The organism is Saccharibacillus brassicae (assembly GCF_006542275.1).
Lineage (GTDB): Bacteria > Bacillota > Bacilli > Paenibacillales > Paenibacillaceae > Saccharibacillus > Saccharibacillus brassicae.
Genome location: NZ_CP041217.1, coordinates 4,328,639 through 4,341,779, shown reverse-complemented (window position 1 = coordinate 4,341,779; position 13,141 = coordinate 4,328,639). Strand labels below are relative to the sequence as shown.

Genomic DNA, 13,141 nt, shown 5'->3' with positions numbered 1-13,141 from the left:
CCACCTTCCCCGGGCAGCCAAACCCTGTTCGGCAAAATCGGATGACCTACCGGGCGACTTCCTTTCCCTGCAAAAAGCGAGCCAAAAAGCAAAAAAAAGCGCCGCGCTGCCGGTCGCAAGACCGCAGCGGGCGCTTGAATCTGTTTCTAGTTCGACGATCCGGAAGCCACGATCGAGATGACGGCGCGCACCGAATCGGCCGATTTGTCGAGCGCCGCCTGTTCTTCGGCCGTCAGCTCCAGCTCGAACACTTTCTCGATCCCGCCGCCGCCGAGTACCGCCGGCACGCCGAGGAACAAATCGCGGTAGCCGTATTCGCCTTCGAGCAGCGCGATAACCGGCAGAACCCGCTTCTTGTCTTTGAGGATCGCTTCCGCCATCTGCACGAGCGAAGCGGCCGGCGCGTAATACGCGCTGCCGCTGCCGAGCAGGTTGACGATCTCTCCGCCGCCGACCCGCGTGCGCTGCACGATTTCCGCGATCCGCTCTTTGGCGATCAGCGATTCGATCGGGATGCCGCCGACGCTCGAATACCGAACGAGAGGCACCATGTCGTCGCCGTGGCCGCCCAGCACGAAGCCGCGCACGTCTTCGACCGAGACGTTCAATTCCTCGGCGATAAACGTGCAGTAACGCGCCGTATCGAGCACGCCCGACTGTCCGATGACCCGGTTCTTCGGAAAACCGAGCGCTTGGTACGCCGCGTAAGTCATCGCATCGACCGGATTGCTCAGAATGAGCACCGTCGTGTCGGGCGCGACCCGGCGAATCTGTTCGCAGACCGAGCGGACGATGCCCGCGTTCGTGCTGACCAGATCGTCGCGGCTCATGCCGGGCTTGCGCGCGATGCCCGCGGTAATGATGACGAGGTCGGAATCCGCCGCGTCGTCGTAGTCCGACGTGCCGACGATCCGGACGTCGAAGCCCTGCACCGGCGAAGCTTCCAGCAGATCGAGCGCTTTGCCTTTGGTCGGATTGTCCAGCTGCGGAATATCGAGCAGCACGACGTCTCCCAGTTCTTTCTGCGCGATCATCAGCGCGGTCGTCGCGCCGGTGAAGCCTGCGCCGACGATCGTAATCTTTTTGCGTGCGATAGTCATGGGGGTTGTGCCTCCTCGTGTGGAATGAAATGCGCGTCTAGTCAAAAAAGAACGGGCGGAAGAAGAGCCGTTCGAGGCTCCCCTTCCGCCCGCGAGCGGTAAAGCTTACTGCATGTTGCGAATGACTTCGTCCGCGAACTCGGAGCACTTCACTTCTTTGGCGCCTTCCATCAGACGCGCGAAATCGTAAGTGACCGTTTTGTTGTTGATCGACGCTTCCAGACCTTTGTAGATCAGGTCGGCCGCTTCCTGCCAGCCTAGATGCTCAAGCATCATAACGCCGGACAGAATGACGGAACCCGGGTTCACGACGTCTTTGTCCGCGTATTTCGGAGCCGTGCCGTGCGTCGCTTCGAAGATCGCGTGTCCGGTCACATAGTTGATGTTCGCGCCCGGAGCGATGCCGATGCCGCCGACTTGAGCCGCCAGAGCGTCGGACAGGTAGTCGCCGTTCAGGTTCAGCGTCGCGATGACGTCGAAGTCGGTCGGACGGGTCAGGACCTGCTGCAGCGCGATGTCCGCGATCGCGTCCTTCACGATGATCTTGCCTGCGTCTTCAGCTGCTTTTTGAGCCGCGTTCGCTGCATCCGTGCCGTCTTTTTCCTTGATTTCGTCGTACTGCGCCCAAGTGAATACCTGCTCGCCGAATTCCGCTTCCGCCACTTCGTAGCCCCAGTTTTTGAAGGCGCCTTCGGTGAACTTCATGATGTTGCCTTTATGCACCAGCGTAACCGTTTTGCGGTTGTTGTCGATCGCGTATTGAACCGCTGCGCGAACGAGACGCTTGGAGCCTTCTTCGGAGACCGGCTTGATGCCGATACCGGACGTTTCCGGGAAACGGATCTTGTTGACGCCCATTTCGTTTTTCAGGAATTCCAGCACTTTTTTGACTTCTTCGCTGCCTTCCTGATATTCGATGCCGGCATAGATGTCTTCCGTATTTTCACGGAAAATGACCATGTCGACCAGTTCGGGACGCTTCACCGGCGAAGGCACGCCGTCGAAGTAACGAACCGGACGCAGGCACACGTACAGGTCGAGTTCCTGGCGCAGCGCTACGTTAAGCGAACGGATACCGCCGCCGATTGGCGTCGTCAGAGGTCCCTTGATCGCTACGATATATTGACGGATAGCAGTCAGCGTGTCGGTCGGCAGCCACTCTCCGTATGTATTAAACGCTTTCTCTCCTGCAAACACTTCGTACCAAGCCAGCTTTTTCTCGCCGCCGTACGCTTTTTCCACGGCTGCGTCGAATACGCGCTTGGAAGCTTTCCAGATGTCGCGGCCTGTGCCGTCGCCTTCGATAAACGGAATGATCGGGTTGTTCGGAACGACGAGCGTTCCGTCTTGGATCTGAATTTGTTCTCCCTCAGTCGGTGCGGCGAATTTTTCCAATTTAGACATGAATGGAATTCCTCCTTCGAAGTGTTGGTACGGTTCGGGGCATGCCGTGCATGACGAACGTGCGCCCGCAATCTTTTCCATTGTAGCTTATGACGGACGAATTTTGAACAAAACGCGAACTTTATGCCGAAAAAAAACCGCCCGTCGCCTCAAAAGCTCCCGGGCGGTGTGGAGAACGCTTAACGCTGCGCGATCGGCACGTACGTCAGATCCAGCTCGCCCACGTACTCGGCGCGCGGACGGATCAGACGGTTGTCTTCGTACTGCTCCAAAATGTGCGCGGTCCATCCCGATACACGGCTGATCGCGAAGATCGGCGTAAACAGATTGCGCGAAATGCCGAGCAGCGTATAGACGGAAGCGGAGTAGAAGTCGACGTTCGGCTTCAGCCCTTTTTGCGAAGTGACCAGGTCTTCGACCTTGACGGACATTTCGTACAGCGACAGGTCGCCTTTGGCTTCGCCGAGACGGCGGGACATCTCCATCAGGTGCTTCGCGCGCGGATCGCCGTTTTTGTAGACGCGATGGCCGAAGCCCATGATTTTGACTTTGTTGTCCAGCTTGCCCTGGATGTAGCTCTCCACGTTATCGGGAGAACCGATCTCTTCGAGCATGCGCATGACCGCTTCGTTGGCGCCGCCGTGCAGCGGGCCTTTGAGCGCGCCGATCGCCGACGTCACACCCGAATAAATGTCCGACAACGTCGCTACCGTAACGCGCGAAGCGAACGTCGAAGCGTTCAATTCGTGGTCGGCATGCAGCACGAGCGCTTTGTCCAGCGCTTCGACCGCCGTCTGCTCCGGCACTTCGCCGCTCATCATATAGAGGAAGTTCTCGGTCAGCCCGAGATCCGGCTTCGGCGCGATCGGCTCCTCTCCCTTGGCAATGCGGGCCAGCGCGGCTACGAGAGTCGGGAGCTGGGCCTGCAGGCGTTCGGCTTTGGTCACATTCGATTCGCGGGTCATCTCGTCGGCATCGGCGTCGTAGAGAGCCAGGCCGGACACCGCCGTACGCAGAGCCGCCATCATGTTCATGTCTTTCGGGTACAACTTCATCTGTTCGATCAAGGGAGCCGGAACCGCGGCATACTGCTGCAGATTGCTTCTCAGCTGCGCCAGCTGCTCTTCGTTCGGAAGCGCACCGTGCCAGAGCAGGTAGGCGACTTCGTCAAAAGAAGCGTTCTCGGCCAGATCGTCGATGTTATACCCCCGGTATGTAAGCACACCGTCCACGATCGAACTGATCGAGGAAGTTGCGGCTACAATGCCTTCAAGACCTTTAGTCGCTGTCATCGTACATCTCTCCTTTTTGAATGGGACGGATAAATGCAGGCGGTAACTCTTGTCCGTTGACCGCGTCAAATGTTCGGTTCATCGACTGCCTATGTCGCTTCGTGGAAGCTCGGATCATCCTGTCGAACAAAAATTGAGACTCGGCCAACGAACTGGGGGCACGCGATGTGTTTGCAACCCGCAGACCGTCGAAAGCCTTCGGATTTGAAACACAACCCAACCTTTTGTAACCGTTTTTAACGTTCGGCAAACGGTTGGGCCCCCGGTCTTGGCATCCTGCGGGAAAATAACAAGTCAGAATGCATTCCTTCTTGAACATCATACCTGATTTTGTCATTTTTTTGAACGTTTCCGTTTGTTAATCGGGATCAAAATGTTTTATCGGTGCGATAAGCGCATGTTGTAACCCCTTACAGTGATATATGTTACAGGAGGGAGCAAGCGTTTGCAAGTTCAAGCGGCATTCGATTTCACGTCAAAAACCGTCCGCAGCATGCGGACGGTCTTGTACGGAGGCTCGCCGGTCAGCGCCGGTAAAAAGTAATATTGCCTTTTTTCATCCGTTTCTCGATCCAGCGCATGGCGGCGCGGTGGTAGAGCGGACGGGTAAGCGGGAAGACGAGCGTGATGCCGATCAGGTCGGTAATGAATCCCGGCGCGACGAGCAGCGCGCCTCCGGCCATGATGCAGACGCCGTCGACCAGCTTGCGGCCGGGCGGCTGCCCGCTTTCGGCCAGCAGTTTGAGATCGTTCATCGCTTTGCGGCCTTCGAACTGGACCATCGCGATGCCGATCACGGTCGTGGCGAGCGCGAGCACCAGCGTTTTGAAAAAGCCGAAATATTCGATCAGCCACGCGAAAGCGGCTGCCTCCACGACGACGGCGAGAATAAACAGCAGCGCCATTCTATTTTTCATCCGGATGTCCCCCTTCTTGTCGATTCGCCGGCTTCGGGCCGGAGATCCACTCCGCAAGCCGGGCATAGGCTTCCGGCGCCGCTTTGCTCAGGCGGGCCGGCTTCCAGTCGGCGTTCAACCACACATGCTCGGTCGTGCCGATATTGAGCAGCGTGCCGGGCAGCGGCGCTTCTTCGCCGAAGCCAGCCGGTTCGGCGCTCCACGCCTCTCCCTGCTCGCAGCGTCGAATCTCGTATTCGTACTCCAGGCGCAGCGGCGAAAATCCGCTGATGCGCACGTAGATCCAGACGCGATCGTCGTAGCGGGCCGGCTGGACGAAGCGCGAGCGCACATCGATTACCGGCAAATACAGGCCGTGCTCCTCGATCTCCCTGTAGGACAGCCCGATCGAGCGGATCATCTCGGTGCGTCCGATCTCGAACCAGTTCAAATAATTGGCGTGATAGACCACGCCCATTTTGTCCGTTTCCTGATAGCGCACGTTCAAGCCGGTCCGGAACCAGGGGCTCCGCCGCTTCTCCCGCTGCGCTGCCGCATTGCTGTCGGTCATGCCTGTCCACTCCTTGTAACCAGACGAAAGCCCCGGGTGAATCCTGGGTCTTCCGTCTTAAGCCTTGTCTGTTTATTGTATACGAAAAGGGTACCCCATTGCCAATGCGCACGCTTCGCCGAACGCTTAGCGAAAGCAAAAGAAAAAGCCGCCCGCAAGCGGGCAGCTTTTCTCCTAGGAACGGCTTAGTGAACTTGATCGACCTTGATCAGGTTCGTCGAACCGGAACGGCCCAGCGGTACGCCGGCCGTGATCACGACCAGATCGCCTTCATGCACGATGCCGGAATTTTTCGCGCCCTGAATGGCGCTTTCGAACAATTCGTCGGTCGTTTCGGCAATTTCGCCTTTGACCGGGATAACGCCCCAGGCCAGAGCAAGGCGACGAAGCGTTTGCTCCTGCGTCGTAACCGCGATGATCGGAGCGACCGGACGGTATTTGGAGATCATGCGAGCTGTCGTACCCGTTTGGGTCGAAGTCACGATCGCTTTAACGTCCAGGTTCCATGCCGCGTGAGCGACCGATTGGCTGATCGACTCGGTAACGGATTTTTGCTGCGCTTCGCTTTGTTTTTTGAGGATTTCGCGGTTGGCCATAGCGGACTCCGCTTTTTCCGCGATGCGGGACATCGTCTGTACCGATTCTACCGGATATTTGCCGGCAGCCGTCTCGCCGGACAGCATGATTGCGTCGGTGCCGTCGAGGATGGCGTTGGCCACGTCGCTCGCTTCGGCGCGCGTCGGGCGCGGGTTGCGCTGCATGGAGTCGAGCATTTGCGTAGCCGTGATGACCGGTTTGCCGGCACGGTTGCACTTCTCGATCATTTGCTTTTGCACCAGCGGCACTTCTTCGGCCGGGATTTCGACGCCGAGGTCGCCGCGGGCAACCATCAGGCCGTCGGATACTTCAAGGATTTCGTCGAGGTTGTCGACGCCTTCCTGGTTTTCGATTTTGGAGATGATCTGGATATGCTCGGCGTCATGCTTTTTCAGCAGTTCGCGAATTTCCAGCACGTCGCTCGCTTTGCGTACGAACGAAGCGGCGATGAAATCTACGCCCTGTTGGATACCGAAAACGATATCGTTCGTATCCTTCTCGGTGATGCCCGGCAGCGAGATGCTGACGCCCGGTACGTTTACGCCTTTGCGGCTTTTGATTTGTCCGCCGTTAACGATGCGGCACTTGATTTCCGTACCCGCAACTTCGGTAACGGTCAGGCCGATCAGGCCGTCGTCGATGAGGATCGTGGAGCCGACCGATACGTCTTTTGGAAGATCGACGTAGGATACGGACAGGCGGTCTTTGTCGCCGGCGATTTCTTCGGTCGTCAGCGTGATGAACTCGTCTTCGACCAGGTCGAGCGGCTCGACGGCGATTTTGCCGGTACGGATCTCCGGACCTTTGGTGTCAAGCAGCAGGGCTACGCTCTTGCCGAGCTCCTGGCACGCTTGACGAATATTTTTAACGCGGTTGCCGTGCTCTTCGAAGTCACCGTGGGAGAAGTTCATTCGAGCGACGTTCATGCCCGCCATGATCAGTTTTTTCGTGTTTTCCAGCGATTCGCTTGCCGGACCGATTGTACATACGATTTTTGTTTTACGCATTTGGGTTCCTCCGTTTTTTGATCTCTGGGATCTCTGCTTGAGCCTCTCGGGGAGACTCTCTCTGTCGACTAGCGGTTCCAAACCGGATATTCATACGCACCCTTCCGCTTTACCGCACAAAAAGAGATCGGCACGCGGTGCACCGACCTCTGTGATACGCATTTGGAAGTCGGTTTTCGGATGGTTATAAAATCCTCACCAACAATTAAATCTACACTAAAAACGCGGTTTTGTATAGGTTTTTAAAGTAAAAACTGATCAAGAGTTCGGTAAAGGCCGTTCGGAAGCGTATTGTCCGATCTTGCGGAATTTTTCGTACCGTCCCGCGATCAGCGCGTCGGCGTCGAGATGCCCGATTTCGTCCAGATGGCGTCCCAGCGCGTCGCGAATCGCAAGGCCGGTCGCTTCGTAATCGCGGTGTGCCCCGCCCTTGGGCTCGGGAATCACTTCTTCGATGATCTTGAAGTCCAGCAGATCGGGCGCGGTAATCTTCATCGCTTCCGCCGCCTGATCGGCTTTGGACGCGTCTTTCCACAAGATCGAAGCCGCGCCGTTCGGCGAAATGACCGAATAGATCGCGTTCTCGAGCATCAGCACGCGGTTGCCTACGCCTACGGCAATCGCGCCGCCGCTGCCGCCTTCGCCGATCACGATGCAGACGACCGGCACTTTGAGCATCGCCATCTCCATCATGCTGCGGGCGATCGCTTCCGACTGGCCGCGTTCTTCGGCCGTATTGCCGGGATAAGCGCCTTTGGTATCGATAAACGTGACGATCGGACGGCCGAACTTCTCCGCCTGCTTCATCAGGCGCTGCGCTTTGCGGTAGCCTTCCGGGTGGGGACTGCCGAAGAAGCGCGCGATATTGTCTTTGGTATCCTTGCCGCGCTGATGGCCGATGACCGTCACCGGACGGCCGCCGAACCGGGCGATGCCGCCCACGATCGCCATGTCGTCGCCGAACATCCGGTCGCCGTGCAGTTCGACGAAGTCGGTGAACACGTACGGAATCAGGTCGAGCGTCGTCGGACGCTGATGATGGCGCGCCAGGTGCATCTTCTGCGCCGGCGTCACATTGGTGTAAATATCCTGCTGCAGCTCGGTGTAGCGTTCTTCCAGGCGGGAGATTTCATCGCTGAAATCGATCCCTTTTTCCTGTCCGAAATGCTTGAGCTCGTCGATCTTCTTGCGCAGCTCTACAAGAGGCTGCTCAAACGCCAATTCTCCCGCCATCCGTCTAGAGCTCCTCCTTTTTACTGTGCATGCCGATCAGTTTGCCCAGCATCGTTTTCATTTCTTTGCGGTGCACGACCAGATCGAGCTGTCCGTGCTGCATATTGAACTCCGCCGTCTGGAAATCGTCCGGCAGTTTTTGGCGAATGGTTTGTTCGATAACGAGACGTCCGGCAAAGCCGAAGTTCGTGCTCGGCTCGGCGATGATGACGTCTCCGAGCATGGAGAAGCTCGCCGACACGCCGCCCATCGTCGGATCGGTGATGACGGACAGGTAAAGCCCGCCCTTTTCCGAGAATTGGCCCAGCGCCGCGCTCGTCTTCGCCATCTGCATCAGGCTGAAGATGCTCTCCTGCATCCGGGCTCCGCCCGAAGTCGAGAAGATGATCAGCGGCAGGCCGTACTGTCCGGCATGCTCGATGATCCGCGTAATCTTCTCGCCGACCGCCGAACCCATGCTGCCGCTGAAAAAGTCGAAACTCATGACGGCGACGGCGACCGGTTGGCCGTGGATCGCGCCTTCTCCGGTCACGACCGCTTCCTTCAGCCCCGACTTCAGCTTCTGCTCCGCCAATTTGCCGGCATACCCGGGAAATTCGAGCGGATCGATCGACACGACCTCGCCGTCGCGTTCGACGAAGCTGCCTTCGTCGAGCGTCATCGCGATGCGCTCCATGGCGTTCAAGCGCATATGGTGGCCGCAGGACGTGCACACTTTGAGATTTTTCTCCAGCTCTTTGCTGTATTGGATCGCGCCGCACTTGCTGCATTTATTCATGAGCCCTTCCGGGATCTCCCGCTTCGGACGCGGCTGCGTTTCCGCTTCGCCGCCTCCGGCGCTGCGATCGGAAGGAAGGGTTGCGTACTTTCTCTTTTTCTGAAATAAATCCTTGAACACCACTACACCTCTTCAGCCGTTATTTGGCGGGCCTCGCCTTGAAGGTCGATCTGAGCATCCGCGCGGCTCGCGCGCTTCGATCCCGAACGCAAACGGCGGGGATCAGGAATACAAAATACAATTCAGCACTTCCTGGATCTCGTCGAGCTCGCCGGAAGGAACCAGAATCTCGAACTGCTGCTTGGACATGTCGAGGGGACGGACTTTGACGAGAAATCCTTCTTCAGTCAGCCTGTGCCGAAGCTTCTCCGCCAACTTGGCGGTAGAGGCGATATAAATCACCGTCCACATGAACAACCCTGTCCCCCTTGTCGATGCCCGGATGAACCCGTTTCCTCTGCATAATGGCTTAATGATAACATAAGGCTGTTTTTTTTAGCAACAGAATCGGACGCGCGAAGAAACCGGGCTTCCGCATCTCCCGATGCGAAAACCCGGTCCGGGGCTTTCCGTGCCGCCTGCGCGGCTTATTTGACGCGCACGGTTCCCCCGCCGAGCAGGTTCTCCATCTGCGTCACCAGCTCGTCCGTCGGCTCGATCCGGTAGGCGTCGCTCAGCGCGATCAGCTTCTGCGTATCTTCATAGAAGAGCAGCGTCGGCATCGAGCCCGGATGGCTTTGCAGCATCTGCTTGAGCGTCTCCAGCATCTCCGGATTGCGGCGGTCGGCCGCGATCTTGACGAAGACGCGCGGCGTCTTCGCGTCCGCAGACGCCGACGCGGGCGGCGCAGAAGGCGCGGCCGCGGCGGGGCGGGTGCCCGGCCGGGCGGGCGGCGAGCCGGCGCCGCCGGAAGGCCTGCGCGGCGAACTGTCGCCGCTGCCCACGCTTGGGCGGGCCGGGCGGGCCTGGCCCTTCCGGCTCGGGCTCGAAGAGCCGCCGCGCGATTCGCCGCGGGCCAGCAGGCTGCGAACGGCGTCTTCGCCAAGCGGCAGCACCGTGTCGGCGAGCAGCTTGAAGCCTTCGTCCTGCTGCTGGACTTTGGCGCGCAGCGCCAGCAGCGCGCCGGGCTGCATGACGTCCTGGCTTCGCTTCCACACTTCGGGGAACATGACCAGCTCGCAGCGCTCGATCTGGTCTTCGATCTCGGCGAAAGCCATCGCTTTGCCCTGCTTGGTCGTGATCGTCTTGAGACTGACGACCATGCCGACCGTGACGGCGTGGCTCTCGTCCGGCGCGTCGCCGAGTTCCATCAGCTTCTGCACGCCGGCCTCGCCGAGCAGCGGTTCGTAATCGTCCAGCGGATGGCCGGACAAATACAAACCGAGCAGATCGCGCTCCAGATCAAGCTGTTCCGACGACGTGTAATCGCGCACGTCGGGATATTCGATCTCCCAATTCGGCGTCTCGACGAAATCGAACATCTGGATCTGGAAATCTTCGCGTTCTTTGCGCCATTTGGCGGCGGCGTCCAGCGCTTCGTCCAGCATGGCGAGGAGCTGGGCGCGGTGGCCGGGCAGCGAATCGAACGCCCCGGCCTGGATCAGCGCTTCGACCACGCGCCGGTTGCACGTCTTCGGATCGACGCGGCGGCAGAAGTCGAGCAGGCTGTCGAACGGCCGCTCCGCGCGTTCGTCCATAATGCTGCGGATCGCGTTCGTGCCGACGTTCTTGATCGCCGCAAGCCCGAAGCGCAGGCTCGCTTTGCCGTCTTCTTCGGACGGCGTGAACAGCATGCCGCTCTTGTTCACGTCCGGCGGCAGCACCGGGATATTCATCCGGCGCGTCTCGACGACGTATTCGGCCACCTTGCGGTGGTTGCCGGTCACGGCGGCGAGCATCGACGCCATGAACTCGACCGGATAATGCGCTTTGAGGTAAGCGGTCTGGAACGCCAGCACGCCGTAGGCGGCGGCGTGGGCGCGCGGGAAGCCGTAATCGGCGAAGCGCACGATCATGTCGTACACTTTGTTGGCGTCTTCTTCGCTGTAGGCCTGGCCAAGGCTGCCGCGCACGAAGTGGCCGCGTTCCTCGTCCAGCGTCTCGCGCTTTTTCTTCGAGACGGCCCGGCGCAGCAGATCCGCTTCGCCGAGCGAGAAGCCCGCCATCGTCGAGGCGATCTGCATGATCTGCTCCTGGTACACGATGATACCGTGCGTGTCTTCCAGAATCGGCTTGAGGTCTTCGTGCGGATAATCCGCGCGGACCAGCCCGTGCTTGACCTGGATATAATTCGAGATAAATTCCATCGGGCCCGGACGGTACAGCGCCACGACCGAGATGATGTCTTCGATGACCGACGGCTTCATCTCTTTCATGACGCGGCGGATGCCCGGCGACTCCAGCTGGAACACGCCGGTCGTATCGCCGCGGCCGAGCAGTTCGTACGTGCCGGGATCGTTCTCGGACACGGCTTTGAAATCGACGGCCGCCCCGGTTCGCTCCGCGATCCATTTCTGGCAGCGTTCGATGATCGACAGCGTGCGCAGCCCCAGAAAGTCCATCTTCAGCAGGCCGACCGCTTCCAGACTTTCCATCGGATACTGGGTCAGCGCCGTCTTCTCGCCGCCTTCCTGCAGCGGGACGTAATCGGTCAGCGGACCGCGCGCGATAACGACGCCGGCGGCGTGCGTCGAAGCGTGCCGCGGCATCCCTTCGACCCGGCGGGCCGTTTCGATCAGCCTCGAAGCGTCGGGCGACGCTTCGAGGCGGTCGCGCAGCGCCGCGTTCTGCGCCAGCGCGCGGTCGATCGTCATGCCGACCTGCACCGGGATCAGCTTCGCCGTCTTGTCGACTTCGCCGTACGGCAGCGCCAGCACGCGGCCGACGTCGCGCACCGCGGCGCGGGCCGCCAACGTGCCGAACGTGATGATCTGCGCGACGCGGTCCGCGCCGTATTTGTCCGTCACGTAGGCGATGACTTCGTCGCGGCGTTCGTCGCTGAAATCGATATCGATATCGGGCATCGTGATCCGCGCCGGATTCAGGAACCGTTCGAACAGCAGATTGTATTTGATCGGATCGACGTCCGTAATGTTCAGCGTATAGGCGACGAGACTGCCCGCGGACGAACCCCGGCCCGGTCCCGTAACGATGCCCTGCTCGTGCGCATAGCGGATAAAGTCCCAGACGATCAGGAAATAATCGGAGAAGCCCATCGTCCCGATCACGCCGAGTTCATACTCCAGCCGTTCGTCCAGCTTGCTCCGATGAGCGGGATCTTCCCAGCCCGGCAGATGGGCGTAGCGGCGCTCCAGCCCTTCGCGGCACAGGTCGATCAAATACTGCTGCGGCGATCGGCCTTCCGGCAGCGGCCGGTATTCCGGCAGGATCGAGCGGCCCAGTTCAAGTTCCAGCTCGCACTGCTGCGCGATCTTCGCCGTATTGGCCAGCGCCTTGGGCAGATGCGGGAACAGCCGGGCCATCTCTTCGCCCGTTTTGAGATACAGCTGCCGCGTCGGAATACGGAACCGTTCTTCGTCTTCCATCGTTTTGCCGGTACCGATACAGATCAACACGTCCTGAATTTCGGCGTCCGGTTCGGCCAGGTAATGCGAATCGTTCGTCACTATAAGCTCGACCTGAATCTCTTCGGCCAGCGCGATCAGCATCGGATTTACTTTTTTCTGTTCGGCCAGGCCGTGATCCTGCAGTTCGATATAGAAGTTTTCCCCGAAAATCTCTTTGTACCGCAGCGCCGCCGCTTTGGCTTCTTCGGGACGTCCGTTCAGGAAATGCTGCGGAATCTCTCCGCCGATGCACGCGCTCGTGCAGACGATGCCTTCGCTGTAACGCTCCAGCACTTCGCGGTCGATACGCGGCTTGTAATGGAACCCTTCGAGATGGCCGGCCGTGCAGATCTTCATCAGATTGCGGTAGCCGGTCTCGTTCTTGGCCAGCAGCAGCAGATGGTAGATCGGCTGCTCTTTGCGGCTGGCCCGTTCGGTCCGGGAGGCCGACGTATAATAGGCTTCGAAGCCGAGAATCGGCTTGATGCCGGCGGCCCGGCACGCTTTATAAAACGGAATGGCGCCGTACATGACGCCGTGGTCGGTCAGCGCGAGCGATTTCATGCCGAGTTCGGCCGCGCGGCCCACCAGTTCCTTGATCCTCGCCGCTCCGTCGAGCAGGCTGTATTCGCTGTGCACATGCAGATGGACAAAATCGTTCATGCGGGCGTTCCCCCTTTTCCGTTCGTAATGGATC

Annotated in this window: 10 protein-coding genes; all 10 read right to left on the bottom strand. The window is 59.3% G+C overall.

Annotated elements, in window-relative coordinates; translation table 11 throughout:
* Positions 1-146: 146 nt before the first annotated feature.
* The 10 genes from mdh to FFV09_RS17965 all read right to left on the bottom strand — a co-directional run bounded on the left by mdh (position 147) and on the right by FFV09_RS17965 (position 13,107).
* Positions 147-1,100 (bottom strand): malate dehydrogenase, encoded by a 954-nt coding sequence (gene mdh, locus FFV09_RS18010; RefSeq protein ID WP_141449113.1) that lies wholly within the window; start codon positions 1,098-1,100, stop codon positions 147-149.
* A 105-nt stretch (positions 1,101-1,205) separates the two neighbouring features.
* Positions 1,206-2,504 (bottom strand): NADP-dependent isocitrate dehydrogenase, encoded by a 1,299-nt coding sequence (icd, locus tag FFV09_RS18005; protein ID WP_141449112.1) that lies wholly within the window; start codon positions 2,502-2,504, stop codon positions 1,206-1,208.
* 179 nt (positions 2,505-2,683) lie between these two features.
* Positions 2,684-3,796 carry a citrate synthase gene (gene citZ, locus FFV09_RS18000; RefSeq protein WP_141449111.1) on the bottom strand — a complete coding sequence of 371 codons (1,113 nt, stop codon included), beginning with the start codon at positions 3,794-3,796 and terminating at the stop codon, positions 2,684-2,686.
* A 524-nt stretch (positions 3,797-4,320) separates the two neighbouring features.
* The gene (locus FFV09_RS17995) at positions 4,321-4,713 is read right to left on the bottom strand and encodes an FxsA family protein (RefSeq protein ID WP_141449110.1); all 393 of its coding nucleotides are present in this window, start codon (positions 4,711-4,713) and stop codon (positions 4,321-4,323) included.
* Positions 4,703-5,263, bottom strand: a complete 561-nt coding sequence (locus FFV09_RS17990) for an acyl-CoA thioesterase (RefSeq protein WP_141449109.1) — start codon at positions 5,261-5,263, stop codon at positions 4,703-4,705. Before FFV09_RS17990 ends, FFV09_RS17995 begins: the two co-directional genes overlap by 11 nt.
* Positions 5,264-5,448: 185 nt before the next feature.
* Positions 5,449-6,867: a pyruvate kinase gene (gene pyk / locus FFV09_RS17985; protein ID WP_141449108.1), complete on the bottom strand. Its 1,419-nt coding sequence runs from the start codon at positions 6,865-6,867 to the stop codon at positions 5,449-5,451.
* Positions 6,868-7,125: 258 nt separating this feature from the next.
* Complete coding sequence (locus tag FFV09_RS17980; RefSeq protein WP_141449107.1) at positions 7,126-8,100, bottom strand: acetyl-CoA carboxylase carboxyltransferase subunit alpha; 975 nt, start codon at positions 8,098-8,100, stop codon at positions 7,126-7,128.
* A 4-nt stretch (positions 8,101-8,104) separates the two neighbouring features.
* Complete coding sequence (gene accD, locus FFV09_RS17975) at positions 8,105-8,998, bottom strand: acetyl-CoA carboxylase, carboxyltransferase subunit beta (RefSeq protein WP_141449106.1); 894 nt, start codon at positions 8,996-8,998, stop codon at positions 8,105-8,107.
* Between the two features lie 102 nt (positions 8,999-9,100).
* Positions 9,101-9,289 (bottom strand): glutamate decarboxylase, encoded by a 189-nt coding sequence (locus FFV09_RS17970; RefSeq protein WP_141449105.1) that lies wholly within the window; start codon positions 9,287-9,289, stop codon positions 9,101-9,103.
* Positions 9,290-9,465: 176 nt separating this feature from the next.
* Entirely contained in the window at positions 9,466-13,107 is a 3,642-nt protein-coding gene (locus FFV09_RS17965; RefSeq protein ID WP_141449104.1) for a DNA polymerase III subunit alpha, read from the bottom strand.
* Positions 13,108-13,141 lie beyond the last annotated feature (34 nt).